The following is a 26,744-nucleotide window of genomic DNA, read 5'->3' as shown; positions in this document are numbered from 1 at the left end:
AAAAGAAATAAATCCATAGTCTATACCTTTCTTACCCAAAAGAAAAGCGCTTTTACCCCTTATCATTTCTAAAATACAACCTAAACGTCGTTCCTTTCCCTTCCTCACTCTCCACCTCAACTTTTCCACCGGCATTATCCATCATACGCTTCACGATGTAAAGCCCCATACCCGTGCCATCAACATGAGAGTGAAAACGCTTGAAGAGGGTGAACATCTTTCCTACGTTTTCCTCACTAATGCCAAGTCCGTTATCTGCCACAGTTAGCAGCACGTGGTCCTCTACCTGCTCCGACTGAATGCGCACTTCTGGCTGACGGTCTGGTGAACTGTACTTGATGGCATTGTTTACTAGGTTATACAGAATGCTGTAAAGGTTTTTCCTGGAGAAGTTAACGTGAGGAGCCTCTTTAAAGTCAACATGCAGCCGGGCCTTTGCCTGTAAAATAAGGTCGTTGGTGTTTGCCTCTACGTTTTCAAATACCTCCTGCAGCCCTATCAGTTCAGCTTCACCGTCTATGTCCCGCTGCACTTTGGCAATGTCTGTCAGGTCTTTCACAACGTCTTTAAAACGGCGGATAGAGTCTTTGGTCATGTCGAACAGGGGCTTTGTTGGCTCTCCTGGCAACGGGTCAGAAGACTCTATTTGCTCTTCCAGCAGCAGTAGCAGGCCTTCTATGTTGGCTACCGGTGCCTTCAGGTCATGCGAGGCAGTATAAACAAAGGTATCCAAGTCTGCATTTACCTTCAGCAGGTGCTCGTTGGTGTTCTGCAGGCTTTCCTGGGTGGCTTTCAGGTCAGACAGGTCAATAAATGATCCCAGCACACGATACGGGATACCATACTCATTATGCAGGATGTAGGCACGGTTCGCTACATAAGCATAAGAGCCGTCTTTTCTGGTAATGCGGTACTCCCCAGACCACTGGTCTTTCCCGTGGTTCACGGCATGGTTTAACTGCTTCACAACATGCTCCCTGTCTTCGGGATGTACTAAATCGAACCATCCCTGCACCCCCGGATCCATCTCCTGTGTCTCGAACCCAAGTACGTGCTGAAGACTCTCGCTCCACCATATTTCATTCGTCACCAGGTTCCAGTCCCACACCACGTCGTTTGTCGCCATCGAAACCAGTCGGAAGCGTTCCTCACTTTCGGCCAGTGCCTGCGTACGATCCGCTACCCTTTTCTCCAGTTCGTTATTTAACCTGATTAAGTCTTCCTCGGCCTTTTTTATTTCTTCGTAAGCAAGGGAGACCTTTTCTTCTATAACTTTTTTCTCCGTGATATCGGCCATGGTTATGGTCACACCGTCTCCCATCTTCACCGCAACAATCTCGTACCAGGCCTTCTTGTTGTTTACCTCCAGCTGCTGCTCCATGTAAAGCGGCTGACCAGTTTCCACCACGCTCACATACTTTTTAAACAGGCCGCTTTTCTTCATAAAAGGAAACTCAGTCAGCACATTGCTGTTTACGAGCCGGGCGTTTGACTTGCCTACCAGTTCCTCCGCCTTCCTGTTCAGTAAGCTCCAGGTAAAGTCAATTATAATATGATTTTCGTCACGCACAGCCCGGAAAGCCATGATATTGTTCAGGGAGCTGTTCAGCACCCCCTGTACCACATTGTTGAGCTCCTTCAGCATCGTAACATCCACAAAACTTAGCACCACACCATCTCTGTGCCCATCATGTTTCAGGTAAGGGATGATGCGCATGAGGTAGCATTTGCCTTCATTCGTTTCTATCTCCTGCTCTACCTCTGCAGACGTTTTGTTCACTTTCTGAACGTTCTCGAGCAGATCGGAGGACTTCAGGTTGTGGGACAGGTGATGGATAGGACGACCCAGGTCACTGTCGATGATGTTGATCAGCTCTCTTACCGAGGGTGTAAATTTCCGAATAACGAGGTGGTGATCGAGAAATAGCTGCCCAATGTTAGAGCTCCGGATGTAGTTGTCCAGGTCCTCGTTCAGTTCCTGCAGCTCTTTTATCTTTAGCTGGTGCTCCGTGTTTACGGTATGCAACTCCTCGTTCAGCGACTGCATTTCCTCGTTAGAGCTTTGCAGCTCTTCATTCGAAGACATCAGTTCCTCGTTTGTAGACTGCAGCTCCTCGTTAGAGGTACTTAAATCCTGCACCGTTAAATGTAAGCCTTCGCGGGCCTCCTTCAGCTCCATTTCCAGGGCAGCAAGCTGCTGGTAATAGTCTGAGTCCGACACCATGGATAATTCTGCTTTGGGCAACAAAGCTGCCTGCTCTATCTCCTGCAGCAGGATTAGAATCACCTTTGGCTGGTTCTTATCTGCGGCGATGGGCTTGACAGATATGTTGACAAACCAGTTCTTCTTTCCGTTCTTTACAGTCACTTGCCGGGCCAGCACTTTCCTGTTTTGCTTTAACGCCTTCCGGACTCCCACGCTTATCGCTACTGCCAGCTCCTCGGGCACCATCTTCAGGAGATTAAAGTTCAGCCGCCTGCTCGGGAATTTCAAAAACCGGCTGATGTCCCCGATGCCGTGCAGCAATTGGTAGTTCTCATCCACATAAAGCCCTGTTACTTTAAAATCTTCCGCAACGGCATCCATAAACGAGTCGCTGTAGCGGTTTTGCTGTGCCACTTTAAAAGTAGACTGGCTTTCAGAAGACGGAGCAGGGGAAAACTCTGTAACGCCGTAGTTTTGCTGAATGCTGCGGCTTTCCTTTATCTTCCTGTATAACTTCCACTTTCGGTTTTCCTCAGAGAAGAAGGATTTCAGTTCCCCGATGTTCTCACTGGGCCCCAGCAGCAGGTAGCCATGCTGGTTCAGGGCATAAGGGAACAGGGAAAGTACTCTCTTCTGAAGGTCCGGGTTGAGGTAAATAAGCATGTTGCGGCAGCTAATCAGGTCGATGCGACCAAAAGGCGGATCTTTCTGCAGGTCGTGCTGGGCGAATACCACCAGTTTCCTGATCTCCTCGCTCACAATATACCGTTCCCCGCGCTGGTGGAAGAAACGCTGCAGCCTTTCAGCAGAAACGTCATTCGCAATAGAGGCCGGGTATGCCCCCTTTGATGCCTGCGTAATTGCCCGTTTATCGATGTCGGTAGCAAAGAGCTTAATGCGTGGTTCTCTGCCCATTTCCTCAAAACATTCCTGGAAAAGAATGGCCAAGGAATATACCTCTTCGCCCGTGCTGCAGGCCGTTACCCATACTTTGATAGCCTCGTTCTCTGCTTTGCGCTCTACTATTTTAGGGATAACCTCCTGCTGCAGCAAGGTAAATGCCTCCGGATCGCGAAAAAACCTGGTAACGCCAATAAAGAAATCCTGGCAGATCAGATTTATCTCCATCGGATTTTCATGCAGGTAGTTCAGGTAATCAGGCAGTGAATTCAACAACAGGATATCCATACGCTTCCGGAGCCTCCGGTTTATGGTTGCCTGCTTGTAATCCGTAAAATCGGTGTGCGTGTGCGTGTATATCAGGTCCAGTATTTCCTGTAAAACGCTATCGTTTCCTCCTTCCTCCACAGCACTCTCCTGCTGCTTTGCCAGCGGCACTTTGCGGGTGTAGCCGATGATCTCGTTTGGCATACGATCCGGCGACAGCACATAATCTGCAAACCCGGCGTCGATGGCGCTTTTAGGCATACCGTCGAATTTGGCTGATATCGGGTCCTGCACCACCACCATGCCTCCTGCGTCTTTGATGGCCCGGCCACCCTTGGTTCCGTCAGAGCCAGTGCCCGATAATATTACACCAATGGCATACCGGCCCAGGTCTTTCGCCATGGATTCGAAGAAAACATCAATGGCAAAATTCGGCTCGCGGTCACGGGCCTTATTTGTCAGGCGAAGCCGGCCCTTTTCCAGGGTCAGCTGCTTTCCGCTAGGCAGCACATAAACACAGTTCGGCCTGGTGAGCATGTTATCCTCCGCCTCCTGCACCTGCATCTGAGTATGCTTCGAAAGAAGTTCCGCCATCAGGCTCTTGTGGTCAGGCGACAGGTGCTGTATGATTACAAAAGAGAAACTCGAGTTACTTGGGAAATGGTCAAACAACTGATGAATGGCCTGTAAACCACCCGCAGAAGCACCAATGCCCACCAGATAATGATCTGCCGGGCTGGCTGGTGTCTTTCGGGTAGGCGCTTGTTTATTCATATCAATCATAAAGCACTAGCCGTGATAAGGCTGAAATATGCATGGGTTGTCAGAGCCTGTCTGTATTTCATCTTGCAAGCGCACAGTGGCGGCTTTCAAAACAAAATACAGACAGGCTCTTAATGTCTTTCTTTAATAATCTTCTCTAGAACAGCACTTCTTAGCGCCTCCGCAGCTTCTGTTTCCTCAGCTAGCCAGGGCAGCGACGTGTGCTTCACTGTCTCCTGATACGTGGCAAAGGAGTTTCGCGGATGGTATGTCTTCCCGTCCGGCTCCATTTGTATGGCGTTGTTCGGGTTACCGCCCCAGTTCACAGTCTGCAACACTTCAGGGCGGAAACCTAAAATGTACTCTCCCTGCTCGGCATTGATTGGCAATGCTATTAGTCCACTGGCCAGGTCCTTGTAGTTTTTGCTCTGCCCGTAATCTTTGGGCAACGTGTCTGTCGTGAACAATTTGTCTTTTTTATTGCGCCGGAGCCACGCCACCAGCTCTTTTATCTCCTGGTTGGTTGGTGTACTTCCGCTCGTCCGGATACTGCCTTCAAACACAACAGCCGCACCTGAAAGGTTAAGCAGTTCCTGCAGGTTGGTGTTGCCGTACAACAGGCCATCGGTAAAAGTGGGACTGGTATACAACTGCTCCAGCAGCCGGGCATGCACGCCACGAAGCTGCGCGTGGAGCAAAATGGCTTTCTCTCTTTCTTTGGAAGCTATCTGAACAGACACAATACCTGAAAGCAACTCCAGGGCAGATCGCAACTCATAACTTGGTTTGATGGGCGATTTATGGTGGCAGGAAATTAACCCCCAAAGCTTGTTGTCGATGATAAGCGGCAGCGACATTGACGCCTTAATGTTCAGGTTTACCAGGTACTCGAGGTGCACACTGGCCACGCTGCGCAGGTTGCTGTCCGATAGGTCGGTAAAGCGCTGTGTGAGCGGGTTGATAACCGGAATAAGGCGCACAGGTACGTAATCGCGGGTAGGGATAAGCCTGTACGGGTTGCTGAAGTACAAATCCCTGGCTTGCTTAGGCACATCAGAGGCAGGAAACCGCAGGCCCAGGTAGTCTGTCATATCGGCCTCTCTGGCTTGCCCGATCACAATGCCGTTCCACTGCGGGTCGAACTGGTATACCAGTACACGGTCGAAACCGGTCAGCTTTTTCATCTCATCAGCCGACAACTGCGCTGCCTCCGCAGTAGACTGCACCTGTTTCAACAAAGAGGTGATGTACTTAATCTGCTGATACAAGCCCAGGAAAGATTCCTCTCCTGATGTTGGTGCACTCTCCTCCAACTCAATAAGCACATACTCCTCCCTGGGGTGCACCAGGGCTGTGAAAGTCCGCTGTGTGTCCTGCACCGTGAACGTAAGCGTTAAGGGAATTTTGGCCTGGCTGTTCTGACTTGCTATTTTTGACTGGATATCAGCATACTGTACGGCAGAAAGATAATCAGACAGCGGTTGCTCCAGCAGATCATCCACGGGTATGCCCAGATAGGTTTCTACATTCGTACTGGCCTGCACAACACGCAGCTCTGTTTTATTTACAACCAGCAGCATGCCGTGCGGCTGTATCAGGTTAACAAGGTGTAGCGGAATACTTCCGCAGAACTCTGAGTCGTAGTTCTTGTCGATGGTTACATTGATTGGTGCCGCTTTCTTTTCCATGCAGTCAGAGTGGGCGAGACCCACGGTGGCTTTGAAGCCTTCTTTTTGTGTGTTAATAATTACCTGACGCACTATTTGTTTTAACAGCCGCCGTTTTATTTTATTTGGTCACCTGGTCAAAAAACCGAACTTTAGATTTCCCGGGGACAAGCTTCAGCCCTTTCGGGATATCCTGGTGTGCCTCTTTCATATGGTCTTTGTACCAGACGTTATAGCTGTTATCATCCTCCCAATAAGTCATCACCCATATTTCGCTGCCATTGTCCTGTGGCGACAGCACTTTCATCTCCAGAAAGCCAGCTGCATCGTCCACAAGGTGAGGTCTTTTCACAAAAGCCTGCTTCACCTCCTCCTCCATGCCATTGGCAACCTCAAATACACTTAATGCTATAAACATCGATTTTTTAATATGATTATATAAAATAGGGTATTCCGGCACAGATTTCTAACCAAACAATACCCCATGTAAATTTAACAGTAGTTCAGGAGCAGGGCAATATCTACCACCAGATTTGTTTAATTTTCGATGTTAAAAATGAGGCAGTAATGCTATTTTGAGTTTTTTAGCTGTTGCTTCGACTAAAGATAAATCCCCTGAAACGATACCTGTAACAGCTCTCTTTAGTCCAGCCAATTCTTCAACTCTCTTTGCTTTTACCCTGGTTCCGCTGCTGCTAAAGCTTAAAGACCAGGCGAAACTCCATTCACTGTGCATCAACCTTTGTGAGGCGTCTGTTCAAATCAAAGCTTCCTTACGTCATTTAGGCTTGAACGGAGTATAATGGCATAAAAAAAGACTGCCAAAGCTGGCAGTCTTTTTTTATGCATGGTAGGTATTTCTATTTTCTGCTCATTACAGCGACTCCGTTTGCTTTAAGAACTTTATCAAAAAACAGGAGGTGGTATCCTAACGAGTTTTCCCAGTAGTCCCAGGTGTGGCCGCCAGGTCGTTCGGTGTAGTCGTGCGGTACTTTCTTATACACTAACCGCCGGTGCAGTTCCCGGTTCGGCTCTATCAGAAAGTCGTCCACACCACAATCAAAAATAAGCTTTACGTCATTCGCTTTCATCTGATCGGCCATGTTCACGACTGAATTGGCAGCATAATGGTTTGGAGTGGCTCCCGACGGACCCAATATGCGCTCAAAGCCCGGGGTTATTTGCTTTGCGAATTCCGGCGATATCTGCCAGGTTCCGGCATCCAGGTCCAGCGCACCGCTCATACTACCGGCGGCAGAATAGAGGTCGGGGTGGCGGGTGGCTAAGTAAAAAGCGCCGTGCCCACCCATACTCAACCCTGTGATCACACGTCCGTTACGGTTGCGGATGGTGCGGTAGGTGTTGTCTATTCTCTCCACCACCTCTTTTGTGATATAGGTCTCAAACTTGTTGTCCTTCTGAACAGGGCTATCCAGGTAGCCGCCCAATCTTTCGCCCTCCGGTGTTACGATGATAATGTTGTACTGGTCAGCCATTTTGTGGAGCAGTCTCTTATCAGGAGTCTGCTTCAGCCAATCGCTGAACTGCCCTCCTCCCCCGTGCAACAGGTACAGCACAGGATAAGCCGCTTTACTTTTTGAATAAGTGTCAGGTAGCACTACGGCTGCCTTATACGTCTTCTGCATGGCCGCACTTGGGACATCCAGAGTGTCCACTTTGGCACCATAGGTCAGATAGCTCAGGCCCGAAAGGCAGACGAACAGGTAGAAGCGAAGTAATTTCATATACATGTTTTAGAATTCCTGGCGTTGCAGTCTACTTTTTCTGAAGCTCGTCCAGTAACAGGTAGCGATCCCGGTTCTGCTCCGGCTTGGCCTCTGTCTTCACGTTGATGTGTATCACCTGTACCTTGTCGCCGCTGTTAGTGGTTGGCCATTGAGGCAGGCCCTTCCCGTTCGGGTTGCCGGTCTTGATAAAGTTGGCGAAGTAGTTCTGCATTACCTCCGATACTTTGTAGTCTTCCGGTGTCCAGGCATATACTTTATTATGGGCCAGGTTGCCCATGGCATACTCAATTTCAGCGGAGTGCACGGCCCCACGGGCAGGCGGCCTTTTAACTGCATTTGGGTCCTCCTCCTTCACAACACCTCCGGCCAGTCCTGCAGAGGCATTTCCCATTTTAGCAATCATTGGTGGCCGTGGGCGGGAAAACAGGTAACGGTACACCGGCTCCCCGGACGTTTGGCTGTGCAGGTCCATCCATTTCCAGGTGCTGTAGGCAATAAAGCGGTCACCAGCCAGGTCGGTGGCTGCCTGAAGCGCCTCTTCGTCTGTAGAGGCAGGGTACACTTTCAGCACATCGTCCGCTTTTTCGCCATATAGTTTCTGAACGGTCTTCTTGTAGTTTTCAACGGTAGGCTTCTCCTGTCCCATCAAAAACATATACGTCATTTCCTCGGAGTTCCAACCGGCCAGCAGCGGCACCTTCGCCTGCTCACCGGCTGCATAAATGGCCACCGGGGATTTCGGAAAAAAGTAACCGTCTATGGTAGGGACAAAACGCCCCATTCCAACCTTTCCTGCAGCCTCCAGAAGCTGCTCTGCCGGCATGGCACGAAGCTCAGCCAATGAATTGGCTCCGATGCTGCTGGCAAACTTCACTCCTTTCTCCTCTGCTTCAGAAAGCGGAACCGGGTCCAGACTGGAGTTCACTAATGCCCCGCTCTCACCGATAGCGCGTGCAATCAGGTTCTTAGACAAAGGAGATGCCATCTGGGCACTGACAGAAATAGAGCCAGCCGACTCACCAGCTATAGTCACTTTAGAGGGATCGCCGCCAAAAGCTGCTATGTTCTGCTGCACCCAACGCAGGGCAGCATTTTGATCCATATAACCGTAGTTGCCGGATGAATTGTGCGGAGATTCTTTCGTGAGTTCCGGGTGCGCCAGGAAGCCAAACACGCCAAGCCTGTAGTTCACGGTAACTGCCACAATGCCTTTCTGCGCCATGCTCTCACCATCGTATCGGGCCTCAGAGCCATCGCCGGCCACAAAGCCGCCGCCATAAAAGTATACCAGCACCGGCAGGCGTTCTTTGTCTGATTTAGACGGTGTCCAGACGTTCAGGTAAAGGGCATCTTCGCTCATACCGTTGGAGCGGAAGCCCATGTCGCCAAAAACAGCCTGTTGCATAGCCCGTGGCCCGAATTGTTTGGCGCTGCGAACGCCTTTCCAGTTCTGTACAGGCTGTGGTTCCCGCCACCGCAGTTCCCCGACAGGGGGCGCAGCAAAGGGCACGCCTTTAAAAGCACGTATACCGCTTTTCTCTGTAACTCCTTCTACCAGGCCATTTACAGTTTTTGCCTGGGGCGCAGCTTGTTTGCTCTGGTTTGCAGCCGCTTTTTTTGCCTGGGCTGATGCCGCTGGCATCAGCTGAACGCCCAGCAGCACTGCTATGATAAATATCCGGAGGTGACGCATCATGTTTTTTTAAATTTGGGAAATGTTATGACTTTATGTTATTTTGACATAATGATAGGCAATTATCTTATTATGTCAAAATAACACATTAACCTTTTTCACTATGCCTGACACAGTAAAGCACGTTGGGACACCTGCTGAGAGCCAGTTGTCCCTGTTGCCCCTGCTCACGCTGGACTGCATTATCCTGGGTTTCCATGAGGACCAGTTGCGGGTGCTACTGCTACGCTGGAAGGGCACCCAAGAATGGAGCTTACCGGGAGGGCCGGTTCGGAAAGATGAATCTGTGGATGCGGCAGCCCATCGTATACTCAAAGAGAGAACAGGCCTTGACCAGATATTCCTGCAGCAGTTCCATGTTTTCGGTGATGTAAAGCGCTATGAACGGGAGGAGATAAGGGAAAAACTAAAGCACGTGGTGGACCCGGAGAAATGGTACGAGCGGGCAGTGTCTATTGGATATTATGCCCTGGTGGATTACTCTAAGGTAACCCCAATGCCGGATGCTTTTACAGAGGAATGCCAATGGTGGGACATACAGGAGATTCCCCCACTGCTCTTTGACCACAACCACATGATAGATGCGGCCCTGCGGGCGCTCCGCATGCAGTTAAGCTGGCAGCCTATCGGTTATAACCTGCTTCCGGATCAGTTTACGATGCCTGAGTTACAGCGCCTTTACGAAATGATACTTGGCCGTACGCTGGACCCGCGTAACTTTCAAAGGAAAATACTGGCCCTGGGCATAGTAGATCGGCTGGAGGCCCGAAGAAAGGGTGGTGCCCATAAAGCCCCTTACCTGTACCAGTTTAACAAGGCCCGGTACGAAGCCCTGCTGACAGAAGGCAACCTGTCGTTTAGCTGAAGTTGAGTTGTGAGGAGTCTATAGCTGAAGGAGACGGGTTTATTGCGCCTTAACCTCAACTAAAGAGGTGAATTCAGAGTTCAAAGGCTTTCTTTTTCTGTCATTCTGTAAGGATCTTGTGAGTTGAAAGCAGGTAACTCCAAGATCCTTACAGAATGACAGGGAGTTGCGGCAGTTCTCCACACTAGAAAAAAAGGCAGGAGACTCATACCCTCCCTGTGTCACCGGATAGATTCCGGCGTCAGGTGCTTAGGTATAATTCAGCTATATTCATTTTTGTACAGGCACTACAATGGCTTTACACCCGAGGATGTACTTTTGACTACATACGTAACACGTCATACGTGTTACGAAGTGCTGGTGTCGGCAGGCAAACTCTCATGTACGGCTTGAATAAGCTTCGCTACCGGGTTTATGAAGTCCCTATCCTCCCAGTAATCAGAATGGCTCAGGGGAGTCCAGCCGGTGTTTATCTCCCTGTCCTGTGTGACGATGTTGTCATAGGAATTTGGAAAGCCTTTGCTCAGCGGCTTCAGAGGCCAGCCCAAGATATCATCCCGGTCATAGAAGTTGTACCACTCAAACAGGTCGTTTGGTTTATTGATGGCTATTACCTTTTCCAGGCCTGACACAAAAAGGGGAATATTACAACCCGACGTGATCAGCAGCCTGGCAGTTCCCAGCTTCTGGAATTCTGTTGGCTCCTGATTTTCCCAGATGCCTTTGTTCCGCTGCGCATCCCATATGTAATTTGAGATAATCTGGCACCCTAAAGAATGGGCGATGATAACGACAGGCCGATCCTGGTCTTCCAACTCTGCATGCAGGGCGTTTAACTGCCGCAGAATGGTGCGTTGTATTCTCCTGTAGGAGCTGTCTTCTTCACCCGGCCTGAATTCTGAAGTGGCGGCATCGCTAAGGAAGTTAAGAAAGAATTTCCGCAGCCTTTGCTGGTCCAAAGGATTTCCGCTTTGCACCATATGCTCCCATACCTTATCCTGGTGCACCTGAAAATCGCCGTGATACCAGATGGATTTAAAGCTGATGTCTGCAATGGTCTCGTCCTTCAGCTTTTTGTAAAGATGCTGCTGCAAAGCACTGGCATAATCCGGCTTCTGATTGCCCATTCCGTGTATGGTCAGTATTCCAAACTTCTTCGACATGGCTTCCTTTCTTTATATGTATGGTTAGCTGGTATCCGGCTCCTGCTCTTCTCTGAAGCAAACGAAGATAAAGCTTCTGCTGTAGCACAGCAACAGCCCCGGCAAACTTAACCGTTGCGTTGCTTTACTCATAGGGTAAAGCAGTATACCAAATAGTTTCTTTGAATCTGCATTTTAACTACGTACAACTCTGAACAAGCTATTGGTTTACCCTCTAATCATAAAACTGACAAAAATGGCGTCGATCAGCTTTTCTAATACAGTAGCAGTAGTGACTGGTGCAGCATCCGGTATCGGACGTGAGCTTGCCTTACAGGCTGCCGCACGTGGTGCAGTTGTAGTAGCCACAGACATCAACTATAAAGGCCTTGTAGAACTGCGGGAAACAGCTTGGCAACAGGGGGCGGCCATGGTGATTCATGAGTTGAATGTGGCAGACAGAGAGGCCGTGTTTCAATTTGCGGAGGCAGTCATTCCACGCCTGATGGGACACAGGCTGGTACTCATCAACAATGCCGGTATCGCCTTGTTTTCCGGCAAATTCCACCACACAGACCTTCATGACTTTGAGGATCTGCTTCAGGTTAACCTCTGGGGCACTATTTACATGACAAAGGCCTTTTACCCTTACCTGCAGGAACAGAATGAAGGCCATATTGTCAATATTTCCAGCGTTTTCGGGTTAGGGGGCGTAGCTAACCAGGCTGCTTACTGCACCTCTAAGTTTGCTGTGAAAGGCTTTACAGAAACCCTCCGGATGGAACTGCTGGACACTAACATCTTTACAACCGTTGTACACCCTGGAGGCACTAAAACAAATATTGTGAGGGCTGCCCTTCCAAAAGGGCCAGTAGCAACTGCCGCAATGCACCGGAAGTCAGTCAGGAACTTTGAGCAGACGGCAAAGACAACCCCCGGAGAGGCTGCAAGGCTGATCCTGAATGCCGTGGAAAAGAAGAAGCAACGGCTGGTTATTGGCAGCGACGGAAAGGACATTGACCTGATGACGCGGCTTTTCCCTGTTTCTTATACCAGAATGCTGAAGAAACAAGTTGAGCAGGCATTCGCCGACCCATATAAAAACAGGAGTAAGCAAATGAATCGCAAGGACTCCTGACACGGGAATAAGTATGGATCACAGAGGCATCCGAAGGCAGTTTAATTGTGAAACTAAGTCAGAAGATGGAAGCAGACTTTCAGGTTGGAATAGTAGGTGCTGGCTTTGCAGGGCTCGTCGCAGCTTTACGCCTGAAAAAGAGTGGCAGAGATTCTTTTGTCATCTTTGAAAGAGCTTCAGAAGTAGGCGGCACCTGGCGCGACAACATCTACCCTGGCTGCGCCTGCGACATCGCCTCTCCTCTTTATTCTTTTGCCGACGAGCAAAACCCGGAATGGAGCCAACTCTATTCTGAGCAGCCTGAAATTCTGGATTACCTGAAAGGTGTTGTCTCCAGAAACAAACTGTACCCGCACATTCGCTTCCAATCAGATGTTGTGGAGGCAAGGTTTCTGGAAGAGGAAGGATGTTGGCTGGTAAGGGACAGGCAGGGGAACAACACCACCGTAAGGATGTTATTACTGGGAATGGGCCCATTAAACCGACCCTACATTCCGGCTTTTCCAGGCCTGGAGGAATTCAAAGGTAACTACTTTCACTCATCGGCATGGGACACCAGTTATGATGTTGGAGGAAAAAAGGTAGCCGTAATTGGCACAGGTGCAAGCGCTATTCAAATCATTCCCACCATTGCCCCCGAGGTAGCGCACCTCACCGTGCTGCAGCGAACACCAGCCTGGGTCGCGCCCCGGTATGATAGAAAATTCAGCAGGTTTAGCAGGTGGTTGTTGAAGAAAGCACCCTTCCTGCAAAGGCTACAGCGGGAGGTTATTTACCGGGCAAATGAGCTCATCGGGCTTGGCTTTATAGGCCATAAAATCATAAACAGACTCTTTGCGTATCTGTCCCTTCGGAAACTAAGAAAAGAAGTAAAGGACCCTGCCTTACGTGAAAAGCTGACACCAAACTATATTATCGGCTGCAAGCGAATTCTCCGCTCTGACAATTATTATCCTACTTTCAACCGGCAGAATGTAAAACTGGTAACAGATAGAATAGAACGGTTTACACCCGAAGGCATTCTGACCGCAGATGGCACGGAGCACCAACTGGATGCGGTTGTGTTCGGAACAGGATTTATTGCCGCCGACATAGACTTTTACACAAAGATACTTGGCAGAAATGGACGCAACCTGGTGGCTGAATGGAAGGAAAAAGGAGCCGAGGCCTTTCTGGGTACCACTGTGTCCGGCTTTCCTAATCTGGCTCTCATATTAGGACCAAACACAGGCCTGGGTCACAATTCAGTGGTGCTCATGATGGAGGTGCAGATGAACTACATCATGCAGTACATCCATTACCTGGAAAAAAACGGGAAAGGGCTTTACCTGGATGTAAAAGAGCAGGAACAGCTGGCTTATAATGAGAGGCTGCTGGAGAAGTTTAAGGGCACTGTCTGGGCCTCCGGCTGCAGAAGCTGGTACGTGAACAAAGAAGGGAAGAACACAACGTTGTATCCCCGGTTAGTGACAGCCTTCAAAAGACAAATGAGGAAGTTTGATCCCGCTGCCTATCATCTTGTTCAACCAAGGGTAAATGTGCCTGATAAGAACCCTGTTAAGGCTTAGGGAAAACAAAAAAGCACCCTATAAGATAGAGTGCCTTTCCAAGCTATGAAAACAAACTTAATGTACAAACATACGATAAGTTAGCCACTCCACCAAATCAATAATGTCTATTGTTTCATAGATAAAACAAATAATGTGTCTAAACAACACACTATCGCAATTTCGTTTCATTATCAGCTATTATTACTCTGAAAATATTTTAGAAATTAGGAGATGATGCTCGGAACAGGCAACAAAGAAGTTAGTCTGAGCTCAATAGCGCTAGCTATTTCAGCACATCCAGCACCCGGTACATCTTCTGTACCATTGCCCCTGATGCCCCATTATAATTGTTCACAAGAAAGGAAAACACATACTCATTTCCGTCTTTGGCTTTGTGATAGCCCGTAAATCCTTTCACATCGCGAATGGTACCGCTTTTCATCCTCATGCCATTGTACACCGGCAGGGAAGCATAAAAACCGTCAAACCAAGGCTGCTTTCGGGCGTGTTGCAGAATACGGACCTGTGCATGCGTAGTCACGCGGTTTTGCGGCGAGAGTCCTGATCCATCCACAATGTTCAACTCTGGTTCGGGTATGCCTTGTTGTCTCCAGAACTTCCTGATGAGTTCTACTCCCTTATCGGTGGAGGCAGCCCCGTTGCTCTTGGCGGCAATTGTTTTTACCAGTGCCTCCCCATATAGGTTCACGCTTTTCCTGTTAAACCAGTAGATGATGCTATCCAGCGAAGGGGAGGTTACGGTGTAAATGGTAGTGTATTTGGCCTCCGGAACAATGCTGCCATTTGCCAGGCTCTTTCCCGGGCCCCTTATACCCGCTCCTGCCAGCGTTTCCCGTAACGTGTTTACAAATTGTTCTGAGGCATCCGGCATGGCACCCGAAATCTTGAACCTGTTCTCGTTTACGGGTATCGTTCCCCTGATGGTACCGGCAGGAGCATTGAGAGGAAAATAGATATAAGCGTTATCACCCGTGCCAGCCGCCGCAGAAGTAAGCTCCGACCGCAGGCTGTATCCTTTTATCTCCGGTGTCATGGCCACAATGGTAACCTGATCTCCTATTCTCTTCCCAGACTTCAGGAAAACATCATATTGGTTTTCCCGCCAGTTCAGCTTGGCTGGTCCGGCGCCATAGTAGTTGCCTATGTCCTGCCACATCCAGCCATCCGGAACGGTTTCCTCATTCCATGCCTCAGTATCAATCACTACAGAACTGATGGTCTTTACCCCTTGCTTCTGAATGGCCTGTGTTAGCTCTTTCAATACCACCTCCTCTTTGGTTGCTGCCCACCGCCAGCTTCCGAAAGTCGGGTCTCCATCCGGAATGATCAGGAGAGAAGCCTCATTGCCGGTTTTATGAAGGGCAAATTTGGTTCTATATTGAAAATCTTCACCCAAAAGCTCATATGCGCTGGCACTGGTAATTACTTTCATGGTGGAGGCAGGTGCTAAACCAAGCAGGCCGTTGTGCTCATAAACCACTTTACCGGTTTTAGCATCCATCACATATAAAGATGCTATGCCGTTGCGTAGCTGCGGGTCATCCTGGAAGGCTTTAAAAGCAGAAGCCAGCTTACTAGACACAGACTGTGACAGCGCCAGCGTGTGCACAAGAGCACATAATATAAAAAGGGTGGTTTTTAAAGCGTATTGTAACATCCCCTTAAATTAAGAAAAAACAGGCTGAGTAGCAGGAATAATGTGTGCCGGCTGTACAAAAGAACACCTCCAAACCACTTCTAAATAAAAATGGGTGAGGGACTTACATCTCTCACCCATTTTGATAAAACATTCTGTAAAGTTATAGCTTCTTCAGGCTCTTTCTGTCATCACTTGTTGCCTCTCTGATGCTGATGGCAACACCACCACCGGCAGCTAAGTGCTGCTTCAGCATGCTCTTGGGAGTTATAAGCGCTTTGCGAACAGTGTAACTTTGCGCATTCTTGTTCCAGCTGGCATCCTTGCCATCGGCATAAATGGTGGCCACGTAAGTCTTGCCTTTCGGAAGGTAGTCGAATGGAATAACTGTTGTGCGTGGATTCTCATCTGTGATACCTCCCACAAACCACTCGTCTTCGTTCTTGGCCTTACGGGCAATGGTGATATAGTCGCCTGGCTCTGCTTCCTGTATATAGGTATCATCCCAATCTACGGCCACATCTTTTATGAACTGGAAGGCATCCGGGAAGCGGTTATAATTCTCCGGTAAGTCTGCTGCCATCTGAAGCGGGCTGTACATGGTTACGTAATAGGCCAGCTGCTTCACTAAGGTGGTATTTACCCGCTGGTTACCGGTTCCGTAATAAGACAGGTCTGTCTGCAAAATTCCAGGTGTGTAATCCATAGGGCCACCCATTAGGCGGGTGAAAGGCAGAATAGTAGTATGCTCGGGATCCAAACCACCCATGGCCTCAAACTCAGTACCGCGGGCAGACTCCTGGGCCAGCCAGTTAGGGTACGTGCGGTGCAAACCGGTTGGCCGCACTGCCTCATGGCTGTTGACCATTATCTTATAATCTGCAGCCGTTTTAGCCACATAAATGTAGTGGTTCACCATCCACTGCCCATCGTGGTGTTCACCGCGCGGAATTATTTTGCCTACATAGCCTGTCTTCACAGAATTATACCCGTAGTCCTTCATAAACTGGAAAGCCTGGTGCAGGCGGCGCTCATAGTTGGTAGCGGCACCGGAGGTTTCGTGGTGCATCATTATCTTCACACCCTTGGTCAGGGCATACTTGTATAGCTCTCTTACATCAAAGTCCGGGTACGGCGTAACAAAGTCGAACACATCCTCTTTCCAGTTGCCGAACCAGTCTTCCCAGCCAATATTCCAGCCCTCTACCAGCACGGCGTCGATACCGTGTGCAGCGGCAAAGTCAATGTGCTTCTTCACGTTCTCAGTGGTGGCACCATGGCGCCCGCTCGGTGTCAGTTTCGTGAAGTCGTCTGTCAGCTTCACATTAGTTTCTGTACCATAGGCCCAGTTACTCTTGCCCGCCACGAAATACTCCCACCACACCCCAATGTACTTGATAGGCTTTATCCACGACACATCTTCATAGGCTATAGGCTCATTCAGGTTCAGGATAAGCTTGGATGCCAGGATTTTGGCTGCCTTGTCGCTTACGACAACCGTACGCCAGGGTGTTTTCGTGTCCGCCTGCATATATGCTTTGTTACCTACCGCATCGGGGGTAAGGTGAGAACTCATGGCATACGTCTTCGGGTCTACATTCAAGTGCATGGCTGAGTAATTCACCAGCGCCGCCTCATGAATGTTGATGTACAAACCATCATCCGACTTCATCATCAAAGGGGTCTGTACCGCCAGCGTCTTAATAGGAGACTGAGCATGCACATCAATAGTAGCCTTCTCCATCAGCTGTGGAATCTCTGATATTTTGGAGGTAGTATAGGCATACTCGTTGGTGTCATAATCCCCCGGAATCCAGAACGTTTTATGGTTACCTGTCAGGTTAAACTCCGTGTGCTCATTGCTCACAATAAAGTAATTCAGGTTTTTCTGCTCCGGAAATTCGTAGCGGAAGCCCAGTCCGTCGTTAAACAGGCGGAAACGGAGGCGCAGCTGGCGATTCTCCTGGTCTTTCTGTGCCAGGGTTACCAGTAGCTCATTAAAGTGGTTGCGGATTACCTTCTGCTCTCCCCATACCGGGTTCCAGGTGTTATCTACAGAGACCTGCTCTGTATTTACTACAGTAAAGCCCTCCATGAACGGGGGAATATCTTTTGTTTCGATACCGAGCCTGCTCGGCTTTAAGACAGGCTTATTTTTGTAAGTTAACTGATAATAGGGCACCCCGTTCTCCTTCAGTTCAAAAGTTAAGGTCAGGTTTTTATCCGGGGAAGTGATAGCCTGTGCATGCAGTTGTATGATACATGCCAAGCTAAACAGTAGTATGAAGAACCCACGCGTAAGATGACGATAGGGGTTACTTAAATTTGCTGCTCTCTCTATACTCATTTGTGATCTGAATTTATATGTTCTCTCTTCTTTTCTAGCTTCTTTGGACTTATTCTCATGTGTAGGTTAGCAGCTGCTGGCCTGTACCAGAAGAATGATTTAGCATGAAGCTGCCTAAGGGTAACGCTGCTGCTAAACGTTAATAGCAAAAGCCACGCCTAACCTATTACAAAAGATAAGTACTCACTTACAAAGAAGCAGGTCTTTATAAGCAACGGCAATTATCCGATATAGAATGTAGAATAAAACAGGATATCACAAACCATAATTAGCTAATTATAAGATATTTAACATCAACAAAGAAGTAAATATGAGTAACTGAAAAGTAGTTGCTTTTGATGGTTTTAAGGTAGAAGAAGAGTGCTTTGGCGGTACTAAATGAGGTATGATGTAAACAAAGCCTTCACAGGCTCTCTTTTATGGCCAAATTTGGCATGAGGTTTAGGCCGTCACCTGATAAGAAACATAAAGCGCGGTGACCTTACGTAAGTCACAGCGCTTTATGTTATGGATAATGTAGATTCTAATTGTCTCCTCTGGTTAAGGAGCAGCGTTTGAAAAGCAACTCTTACTTTTTCGCCTTGAAAGACTGAATGAAATTGCGGGTAAATTCAGATAGTACAAGGGTGCCGCTGATGCCTGCGCGTTCTAAAAGCAATGTATCCCAGTGCTCAGTTTCCTGCCAGAATATTTCCTTCATGGCCTTCAGCGCATCCGGACTATAGGTTGCCAATTTTGTAGCAAAAGCCTGTACAGCGGCATCCATTTCTTCGGTTGTTTCATACACGTCCGCATACAGTCCCTTCTCTTTGGCCCACGCTGCCGAACGGAATTCCGAAGCATCTAAAGATAACTGAGAAAAAGCAGCTAGCCCTATCTTACGTTCTACTGCAGGCCCCACCACGAAGGGGCCAATACCAATAGCCAATTCGCTCAGCTTCACAGCTGCATGTTGAGTTGCAAAGCAATAGTCTGTGGAGGCAGCCACACCTACTCCTCCCCCAATCGCTTTTCCCTGTACCCTGCCAATGATGATTTTGCCGGAGGTGCGGCAGGCATTGATAACTTTCGCGAAACCTGAAAAAAATGCCAGGCCCTGCTCCTTGTTCTCGATGGCGATTAACTCATCAAAACTGGCACCGGCGCAGAAGGTGCGCTCTCCCCCACTTTTCAAAATGATTACTTTCGTCTGCTCTTCCTGGCCGGCTTTTGTGATCGTCTCAGCAAGTTTATCAAGCAGAGTTCCCGGTAAGGAGTTATGCGATGGGTGGAAAAATACAATGGTCGCGATGCCCTGCTCATCGGTGGTTACCTCTACGGTACCTGCCGCTTTTGTATCTGTTTTGCTCATAGTATTTCTTTTTAGATACAAGTAGCAAGACACAGGATATAAGACACCTGTTTATAAATCATCAGGCCCTAAGACTTCTTTTCCCGATGACAAACTCCATCCAAACTTGGGAAAGAACAAAAGTCTTGTGTCTTGATACTAGCGTCTTGTGTCATTCTACTCTTGATTTAACTTTTTCACCATCGTCAAAATTGTAGCGATGGCTACTGTTTCACCAGTTTCATCCGTTACATCTACCAGCCACTTCACAATGCCTTTTGCCACATCTTCCTCGCTGCGTTTCTCCTGCCCCACTTTCTCTTTGCACGTAAGCTTTACGCCGATGGTCATGCCCGGGTAAACAGGTTTGGTGAAGCGGCACTCCTCCAATCCGTAGTTAAGCAACACTGGCCCTTTTTTAGGATGCACAAACATGCCCGCTGCCTTCGAAAGGATATAGTAGCCGTGTGCTACCTTACCTTCAAACAGGGTTCCTTCTAGGGAGGTAGCATCCACGTGCGCATAAAAGTGGTCGCCTGATACGTTTGCGAAGTTCGCAATATCTGCCTCTGTTACGGTATGGTTATGGGTGACATAAGTTTCTCCTATTTCCAGCTCTTCGAAGTACCGCTGGAAAGGATGCTTGTCGTACTCTACTTGTTTTGCTCCTTTCTGATATACGCCTGTAATAGCCGTTACCATAGTAGGAGAACCCTGAATGGCCACACGCTGCATGAAATGCTTCACGCCACGTATACCGCCCATTTCCTCACCGCCACCTGCTCTGCCGGGCCCGCCATGAATCAGCATCGGCATTGGAGAGCCATGGCCGGTGCTTTCCTTTGCACACTCCTGGTTGAGCACAAGGATACGACCGTGGTGTGTGGCGGCGCCAATAGCGTATTCCTGTGCAATAGCAGGGTCGGCAGTTGCAATGGAAGACACTAGGGAGCCTTTGCCCATTTTAGATATTTCAACAGCCTCTTCTAACGTTTTATAAGGCATGATGGTCGCTACCGGCCCAAAGGCTTCCACTTCATGGGTATCGGTGTAGCGGAAAGGTTGCTCGTTCAACATCACAATTGGCGAGATAAAAGCGCCTTTTTCTGGGTCTGCTCCAATCACGTCTACCTTCTCCAGATCGCCATACACAATTGGCGTCTGTTTTGCCAATTCCTTTACATTGTTGCGTAGTCGCTGCAGCTGCTCTCTACCCACGATAGCGCCCATCCGCACGCCTTCTGCCTGCGGATCGCCTATGCCGGTTTTGGAAAGCTCCTTTCCGAGGGCTATCTGCACATCTTCCACCAGTTTCTCGGGCACAATGGCCCGCCGAATGGCCGTACATTTCTGGCCTGCTTTGGACGTAATCTCCTTGCGTATTTCCTTGATGAACAAATCAAATTCAGGCGTGCCAGGCACGGCATCTTCGCCCAGTACCGCACTATTCAGCGAATCTGCTTCCATGGTGAAAGGAACTGCTTCCTCTATAAGCCTAGGGTGCGCTTTCAGTTTACGACCTGTGCTGGCCGAACCTGTGAAAGTCACCACGTCTTGGTACGTCACATGGTCCAAAATGCCTTCTCCGGTACCCGTTACCAATTGCAAAGCGCCCTCCGGTAATATCTTAGAAGCGATAATTTCTCTTACTACGGCTTCTGTCAGGAAAGCCGTAATGGGAGCAGGTTTTACAATGGCGGGCATACCCGCCAGCAGGTTCACGGCTATCTTTTCCAGCATGCCCCAAACAGGAAAGTTATAGGCATTAATATGGATGGCCACTCCCTCCTTTGGCACCAAGATATGATGCCCCATGAACGTCCCGCCCTTCGACAACCCAATGGGCTCATCTTCTACAAAGAACGGTTTGTCCGGGAACTTGCGGCGCAGGGAAGCATAGGCAAACAGATTACCGATACCACCTTCAATGTCTACCCAGCTGTCGGCGCGGGTGGCACCTGTACGGTAGCTAAGTTTATAGTAGTCTTCCTTTTTTTCTATAAGGTGCAGGGCAAGCGCTTTTAGCATCAGGCCACGTTCTTGGAATGTCATCTTCCGAAGCGCTTTGTTGCCTTTGCTGCGGGCATACTGCATCATTCCTTCAAAATCCAGCCCGCCGCTGTAGGCGGTATAAATATGCTCGCCGGTCACGGCATCCAGTATCTGGCTCTCTTGCCCGGAACCGGGAGTCCATTCTCCCATAGCGTAGTTTTGCAATGTTGCGCTCATAGTTTTTTAGTTTTTTTCAAAATTGTCATTTCGAACGATAGAGAGAAATCTGCTTTAAGCCTGAAGCGAAAGCCTCTACTCAAGCAGGCAGGCTTTTTATTCTATAGTCCCCTGTACTCCTTAGTCTTACAAACCCTTTGTTTCAGCTCTTGCTTTGGTGCGCTCACGGCCGCGGGGCCTCGTCCTCAGGCATCGCGCTGTGTAACTGAAGCTGCCTCACCACGTTCGGCACCGCAACATTTACAAGGCGCTCAACCTGAGAACTGGAAGTATTTCGATAGCAAAAGCTATGCTTCTGTAACGGCTAAGAAAGTCACTCTTTACTCAAGCTGAATAATGGGCTAAAACCTCACCCCTTACTCTCATTCCAGGTCTTATAGTTACTTTCCTGCATTTTCCTGTCGGCGGGGACTTCTCTCAGGGGCTCGCAGGGTTTTAGGGTGGCGTGGCAATCGGCGGGAAGTTGCATGTAAACGTGTGTGCCTTTGGTCTTCCAGCCAATCATTTCGTCACTTACCTGTTTGATAATTTTGTGCGGATTGCCTACAACTAAGCTGCGCGGTGGAATCTTCTCGTCTGCCTTAACAAAACTTAAAGCACCCACGATGCTTTCGTCTCCTACCTCCACCCGGTCCATCACCACGGCGTTAATGCCGATCAACACGTTTCGGCCGATGGTGGCGCCGTGAATAATGGCGCCATGCCCAATATGAGCCATCTCTTTCAGCAGCACTGTTACACCCGGAAACACATGGATAGTACAGTTCTCCTGCACATTGCAATTATCCTCAATCACAATTTCGCCCCAGTCGCCGCGGATAGCAGCACCCGGACCGATGTAGACATTCTTGCCGATGATGACATTGCCCGTAACAGCAGCCTGTGGGTGTACAAAAGCACTCTCGTGTACGACAGGTATGTATCCGTTGAACTCGTAAATCATACACTATACTTTCTCTATGATTGCCGCATATCCCTGTCCTACGCCCACACACATGGTGACCAAAGCATAGCGCTTGTTCTGCCTGTGCAGTTCAATGGCAGCAGAGTTCAGAATCCGCGCGCCGCTCATGCCCAGCGGGTGACCTAAGGCTATGGCACCACCGTTCGGGTTAATGCGCGGGTCGTTGTCTTCCATGCCGAAGCCCCTGATACAGGCCAGGCTCTGCGCGGCAAATGCCTCGTTCAGCTCTATCAGGTCCATGTCGTCCAAGGTAAGGCCAGCCTTTTTCATAGCAATCTGGCTCGCTGGCACTGGCCCGATACCCATCACGCGCGGCTCCACACCTGCCACACCCATGGATACAATACGCGCCTTTGGTGTGAGGTCATGCTTTTTGATGCCTTCTTCTGACGCGAGCAAAAGTGCCGCAGCACCATCATTCAGGCCGGAGGCATTGCCAGCGGTTACCGTACCGTCTTTCCGGAAAGCAGGTCGAAGCTTGCCCAACACTTCCAGGGTCGTATCCGGCTTGATAAACTCGTCCTTATCGAAGATTTTCGGGCCACCTTTGCGTTGCGGAATTTCTACCGGTACAATCTCTTCATCAAAACGGCCGCTCTTTTGCGCCTCGGCTGCTTTTTGCTGAGAACGAAGTGCAAATTTATCTTGGTCACCTCGGCTGATGTTCTCGCGTTCTGCCAAGTTCTCGGCTGTTTCTCCCATGCCATCTGTGCCGAAAAGCTTCTTCATCTTCGGGTTCACAAAGCGCCAACCGAAGCTGGAGTCATGCATTTCCGCATCTCTTCCGAATGGCGTACTTGCTTTGGAAATGACCCAGGGGCCGCGCGTCATGTTCTCCACGCCACCAGAAATAAAAAAGTCGCCGTCGCCGCACTGTATAGCTCTGCTGGCCGCAATAGCTGCTGACAGCCCGGAGGCACACAGGCGATTTATGGTTTCTCCGGGCACAGAAAAGGGAAGGCCTGCCAGAAGCAATGACATGCGCGCCACATTACGGTTATCTTCTCCTGCCTGGTTGGCGCAGCCCAAAATGACATCGGCAATTTCCGCTCCGTCTATAGAGGGGTTTCGCTTCATCAGTTCATTTATCACGAGGGCGGCCATGTCATCGGGTCTTACTGTGGCCAGTGTACCGCCAAAGTTGCCAATTGGTGTGCGGATGCCGTCTATGAGGTATGCTTGTTTCATTATTTTATCCTGTTTGATAGAGGCTATTGAACCCACCCCTAACCCCTCCCAAGAGGGAATCTGTTTTACGCTAACTTATATGTTTTTGCTGGTGCGGTAAGAGGTGCCCTTGAACAGCGCCACTAACACATTCTCCTGATTCATTATCCGAATCTGGTACACCCCTACTTTGTTTTTCAGACTTTCTTCTTTGGCTTCTATGGTCAGTGTATCGCCTAATTTACCGGCTTCGAGGTAGTCCATGTTGGTGCTAAGCGCTACACTCAGGCAGCCGTGGCTGTTGCAGGCAAAAGCAAAAGCACTGTCGGCGGCAGAATAAGTTACGCCACCGTGCAGGATACCGAAGCCGTTCAACATATCCTCCCGCACCTGAAAGTGCAGGCGGCAATATCCTTCTCCCATTTCATCAACCTGCAGCCCAAGCAGTTTGCTGAAGGCATCTCTTGCCAGCATGCGCTGCATCACTCCTTCGGCCTGACTTATAGCACTCTTATCTGACATGCGTTACTGGCCTTTGAAGTTCGGCTTTCTCTTCTCGATGAATGCCTGCACGCCTTCCTTGAAATCAGCAGTAGCGCCTGCGCGGTGCTGGTAAGTAGACTCGTGGCGCAGCTGTGCATCCAGGTTCAGGTCGAAGGTGCAGTTCAGAAGGGCTTTTGTATAGGCGAGACCTTTTGTAGGCATCTGTGCCATTCGTTGCACAAGGCTCTTTACTTCGCTTTCAAACGCATCGTCCTGAAACACTTTGTAAATCATACCCATTTCCTGCGCCTCTTTCGCACTCACTTTGTCGCCTGTCATCATCAAGGCACTGGCCCTTTGCAGCCCTACCAGGCGGGGCAAAAAGAAGGTGCCGCCACTGTCTGGTATCAAGCCAATTTTGCTGAATGCCTGTATAAAACTTGCTGACTCTTTGGCTACCACAATGTCGCAGGCCAAGGCAAGATTAGCACCGGCACCGGCCGCTACCCCGTTTACAGCGGCCACTACAGGCTTCTCCAGCTGGCGGAGCAGCAGCACAATCGGGTTATAATGCTGGTCTACAATCTCTGAAATTCCCATAGCATCTTCCGCAGTTGCCTCCGCCAAATCCTGGCCGGCGCAGAAGGCTTTGCCTTCGCCTGTAAGCAGCACAGCCCGCACCTCCTCATTCTGCTGGATTTCGCGTAGCCGTTCCTGCAGCGATAAAGCCATTCCGCGGTTAAAGCTGTTAAAAACGTCTGGCCTGTTCAGGGTGATGGTGGCAACGCCAGCCTCAAAAGTGTACTTGATAAAGTTATTTTCTTCCATGTTTTATTTCAGGCATTTAAAGTAGTCGAAAGGCTCCAGGCACTCGTTGCACTGGTAAAGCGCTTTACAGGCTGTGGAGCCAAACTGGCTGACAAGCTTTGTGTTCTCTGATTTGCAAAGTGGGCAGCGCACGGTGGTGTCTCTACCAAACAGGGCATGTATGTCTCCACCATCATCTACAGGTGGGGCAATACCATATTCCTCTAACTTTACCTTCCCTTCTTCTGAAAGCCAGTCAGTAGTCCAAGCAGGGCTCAACTGCATGTTGATTCGAACAGATTTAAATCCTTCTGCCAGCAACTTCAGTCGAATATCCGTGGCAATGGTGTTCATGGCGGGGCAGCCGGAATAGGTAGGTGTGATTGTCACCTGCACTTCTTCCTCCTGCACCTGCACATCGCGCACCACACCTAGGTCCACTACGCTTAGTACCGGAACTTCAGGGTCAGAGACATCCTCTAAGTATTGCCAGATTTTTTCTTCTGTGTTCAAATTAGATGATAGATACTATTGAGATAATAGATAATAGATTTTTTGTTCAGGCCGTCATTCGCTGATACGCGCTGTTTCGGATTTGTAATCCGCTTCTCTTGTACTTTCGGTTTGCAAATCTGAAAGAGCATAGAGGCTGATTTGGATGAAGGATTTAACCTACCACTCCAGCCTAGGATACGCTCTCTGGAGGTACTGCAGCTCTGTCAGGATGAAGCCGAGGTGTTCGGTGTGTCTTCCTTCCTTGCCTCCTGACTGCATCCAAACATTCTGCGGAACTTCCAGTGTAGCTTCTTCAAATACCTTGGCTATATGCGCATCCGAGCTTTGTTTTATCTGGTTATAATCCGGAATGAATCCTTGTTCCAGCAGGGCTTTCTCAGTGGCTGTCATCATGAAAAACTCACCGGAAAAAGGCCAGAGGTTATCGATGGCTTTTTCAATTCGCTGCCTGCTTTCTGCTGTGCCATCACCTAACCGAATAACCCATTCTGAGCTCCACTTGATATGATAGCTGGATTCCTTCAAAGACTTTTCAGCAATAGCAGCCAGGCGATGGTCGGTACTGTTCTGGAGCGCCTTCAGAAAAAAGAAATGGAAAGAATCGAAAACAAACTGGCGCATGATAGTATCTCCGAAATCGCCGTTTGGCTGCTCTACCAGCAGCGGGTTTTTATACTCTACCGTATCACGTAGGTAAGCCATGTCGTCTTCTGTGCGTCCTTTGCCTTCGAGCTCAGCGGCATACTGGTACAGGCTGCGTGTCTCTCCAATCAAATCCAGCGCGATGTTCGACAACGCCATATCCTGCTCCAGCACCGGACCGTGTCCGCACCACTCTGATAAGCGATGACCGAGAATGAAGGAAGTGTCTGCCAACTGCAAGGTAAACTCCAGCACCAGTTGCTTTACTTCGGGGGCATAATCCTGTACAGGCGTATTGAAGTGCTGCTCATGCAGGTGTGGCGCGTTTTCGTGGTTGTGCATCATAGGGGTTACATGTTTTTAATTTCCGCCGGCACTTCATAGAACGTCGGGTGGCGGTACACTTTATCGTTGGCTGGCTCATAAAAAGCAGTGGCATCATCAGGGTTAGAAGCATGTATATGCTTCGACTCCACTACCCAAATGCTGATACCTTCCATACGGCGGGTGTACACATCGCGGGCATTCTGTATCGCCATTTCAGCATCCGCAGCATGCAGACTGCCTACGTGTTTATGGTCAAGACCTTGTTTGCTTCTGATGAAGACTTCCCAAAGCGGCCATTCTTTTGTGTTCATATGTTTTATCTTGTGATGTCTTATGT

21 protein-coding genes are annotated in these 26,744 nt (G+C 49.2%); 3 read left to right on the top strand and 18 right to left on the bottom strand.

Translation table 11 applies throughout. From position 1 onward, the window contains the following. Window positions 1-52: 52 nt before the first annotated feature. From ACFS7Z_RS09745 to ACFS7Z_RS09720, 6 genes are all read right to left on the bottom strand, one after another. Window positions 53-4,147, bottom strand: coding sequence for a chemotaxis protein CheB (locus ACFS7Z_RS09745; RefSeq protein WP_377483870.1), 4,095 nt, complete (start codon window positions 4,145-4,147; stop codon window positions 53-55). Window positions 4,148-4,266: 119 nt separating this feature from the next. Then, window positions 4,267-5,895: a GAF domain-containing protein gene (locus ACFS7Z_RS09740; RefSeq protein WP_377483869.1), complete on the bottom strand. Its 1,629-nt coding sequence runs from the start codon at window positions 5,893-5,895 to the stop codon at window positions 4,267-4,269. A gap of 28 nt (window positions 5,896-5,923) precedes the next feature. Next, on the bottom strand, window positions 5,924-6,220 hold the full coding sequence (locus ACFS7Z_RS09735) for an antibiotic biosynthesis monooxygenase family protein (protein WP_377483867.1): 297 nt from the start codon (window positions 6,218-6,220) through the stop codon (window positions 5,924-5,926). Between the two features lie 132 nt (window positions 6,221-6,352). After that, window positions 6,353-6,538, bottom strand: coding sequence for a hypothetical protein (locus ACFS7Z_RS09730; RefSeq protein WP_377483864.1), 186 nt, complete (start codon window positions 6,536-6,538; stop codon window positions 6,353-6,355). Between the two features lie 124 nt (window positions 6,539-6,662). Next, window positions 6,663-7,547 (bottom strand): alpha/beta hydrolase, encoded by an 885-nt coding sequence (locus ACFS7Z_RS09725; RefSeq protein ID WP_377483862.1) that lies wholly within the window; start codon window positions 7,545-7,547, stop codon window positions 6,663-6,665. Between the two features lie 31 nt (window positions 7,548-7,578). Beyond that, window positions 7,579-9,243, bottom strand: coding sequence for a carboxylesterase/lipase family protein (locus tag ACFS7Z_RS09720; protein ID WP_449301450.1), 1,665 nt, complete (start codon window positions 9,241-9,243; stop codon window positions 7,579-7,581). A 103-nt stretch (window positions 9,244-9,346) separates the two neighbouring features. Between ACFS7Z_RS09720 and ACFS7Z_RS09715 the strand changes: the two genes are divergently transcribed. Then, on the top strand, window positions 9,347-10,108 hold the full coding sequence (locus ACFS7Z_RS09715; protein WP_377483858.1) for an NUDIX hydrolase: 762 nt from the start codon (window positions 9,347-9,349) through the stop codon (window positions 10,106-10,108). Between the two features lie 347 nt (window positions 10,109-10,455). Here ACFS7Z_RS09715 and ACFS7Z_RS09710 read toward each other — a convergent pair whose 3' ends face one another. Continuing rightward, window positions 10,456-11,271 (bottom strand): alpha/beta hydrolase, encoded by an 816-nt coding sequence (locus tag ACFS7Z_RS09710; protein WP_377483855.1) that lies wholly within the window; start codon window positions 11,269-11,271, stop codon window positions 10,456-10,458. Between the two features lie 235 nt (window positions 11,272-11,506). On the opposite strand from ACFS7Z_RS09710, the gene ACFS7Z_RS09705 reads away from it, so the two are divergent. Together ACFS7Z_RS09705 and ACFS7Z_RS09700 are read left to right on the top strand one after the other, a co-directional pair. Next, window positions 11,507-12,388, top strand: coding sequence for an SDR family NAD(P)-dependent oxidoreductase (locus ACFS7Z_RS09705; RefSeq protein WP_377483852.1), 882 nt, complete (start codon window positions 11,507-11,509; stop codon window positions 12,386-12,388). Between the two features lie 65 nt (window positions 12,389-12,453). Continuing rightward, window positions 12,454-13,956: a flavin-containing monooxygenase gene (locus ACFS7Z_RS09700; RefSeq protein ID WP_377483850.1), complete on the top strand. Its 1,503-nt coding sequence runs from the start codon at window positions 12,454-12,456 to the stop codon at window positions 13,954-13,956. 265 nt (window positions 13,957-14,221) lie between these two features. Here ACFS7Z_RS09700 and dacB read toward each other — a convergent pair whose 3' ends face one another. The 11 genes from dacB to paaB all read right to left on the bottom strand — a co-directional run bounded on the left by dacB (window position 14,222) and on the right by paaB (window position 26,718). Further along, window positions 14,222-15,616, bottom strand: coding sequence for a D-alanyl-D-alanine carboxypeptidase/D-alanyl-D-alanine endopeptidase (dacB, locus tag ACFS7Z_RS09695; protein WP_377483848.1), 1,395 nt, complete (start codon window positions 15,614-15,616; stop codon window positions 14,222-14,224). A gap of 142 nt (window positions 15,617-15,758) precedes the next feature. Continuing rightward, a complete protein-coding gene (locus ACFS7Z_RS09690) occupies window positions 15,759-17,942 on the bottom strand; it encodes a glycoside hydrolase family 97 protein (protein ID WP_377483846.1) in 2,184 nt (727 codons plus the stop codon). A gap of 568 nt (window positions 17,943-18,510) precedes the next feature. Next, on the bottom strand, window positions 18,511-19,293 hold the full coding sequence (locus ACFS7Z_RS09685) for an enoyl-CoA hydratase/isomerase family protein (RefSeq protein WP_377483843.1): 783 nt from the start codon (window positions 19,291-19,293) through the stop codon (window positions 18,511-18,513). Between the two features lie 156 nt (window positions 19,294-19,449). Next, a complete protein-coding gene (paaZ, locus tag ACFS7Z_RS09680) occupies window positions 19,450-21,501 on the bottom strand; it encodes a phenylacetic acid degradation bifunctional protein PaaZ (protein ID WP_377483841.1) in 2,052 nt (683 codons plus the stop codon). Between the two features lie 349 nt (window positions 21,502-21,850). Further along, on the bottom strand, window positions 21,851-22,444 hold the full coding sequence (locus tag ACFS7Z_RS09675) for an acyltransferase (RefSeq protein ID WP_377483839.1): 594 nt from the start codon (window positions 22,442-22,444) through the stop codon (window positions 21,851-21,853). Between the two features lie 3 nt (window positions 22,445-22,447). After that, entirely contained in the window at window positions 22,448-23,653 is a 1,206-nt protein-coding gene (gene pcaF / locus ACFS7Z_RS09670; RefSeq protein WP_377483836.1) for a 3-oxoadipyl-CoA thiolase, read from the bottom strand. A gap of 75 nt (window positions 23,654-23,728) precedes the next feature. After that, complete coding sequence (paaI, locus tag ACFS7Z_RS09665) at window positions 23,729-24,154, bottom strand: hydroxyphenylacetyl-CoA thioesterase PaaI (RefSeq protein ID WP_377483833.1); 426 nt, start codon at window positions 24,152-24,154, stop codon at window positions 23,729-23,731. A gap of 3 nt (window positions 24,155-24,157) precedes the next feature. After that, window positions 24,158-24,943: an enoyl-CoA hydratase-related protein gene (locus tag ACFS7Z_RS09660; RefSeq protein WP_377483830.1), complete on the bottom strand. Its 786-nt coding sequence runs from the start codon at window positions 24,941-24,943 to the stop codon at window positions 24,158-24,160. Window positions 24,944-24,946: 3 nt separating this feature from the next. Further along, window positions 24,947-25,435 carry a 1,2-phenylacetyl-CoA epoxidase subunit PaaD gene (gene paaD / locus ACFS7Z_RS09655; RefSeq protein ID WP_377483828.1) on the bottom strand — a complete coding sequence of 163 codons (489 nt, stop codon included), beginning with the start codon at window positions 25,433-25,435 and terminating at the stop codon, window positions 24,947-24,949. A 159-nt stretch (window positions 25,436-25,594) separates the two neighbouring features. Further along, window positions 25,595-26,425 (bottom strand): 1,2-phenylacetyl-CoA epoxidase subunit PaaC, encoded by an 831-nt coding sequence (paaC, locus tag ACFS7Z_RS09650; RefSeq protein WP_377483826.1) that lies wholly within the window; start codon window positions 26,423-26,425, stop codon window positions 25,595-25,597. Between the two features lie 5 nt (window positions 26,426-26,430). Further along, window positions 26,431-26,718: a 1,2-phenylacetyl-CoA epoxidase subunit PaaB gene (paaB, locus tag ACFS7Z_RS09645; RefSeq protein ID WP_377483824.1), complete on the bottom strand. Its 288-nt coding sequence runs from the start codon at window positions 26,716-26,718 to the stop codon at window positions 26,431-26,433. Window positions 26,719-26,744 lie beyond the last annotated feature (26 nt).

The sequence above is a fragment of the Pontibacter toksunensis genome (assembly GCF_042686245.1).
GTDB classification, from domain to species: Bacteria; Bacteroidota; Bacteroidia; order Cytophagales; family Hymenobacteraceae; genus Pontibacter; species Pontibacter toksunensis.
The sequence above is the reverse complement of the archived record's forward strand: the minus strand, read 5'-3'. Positions and strand labels throughout refer to the sequence as shown.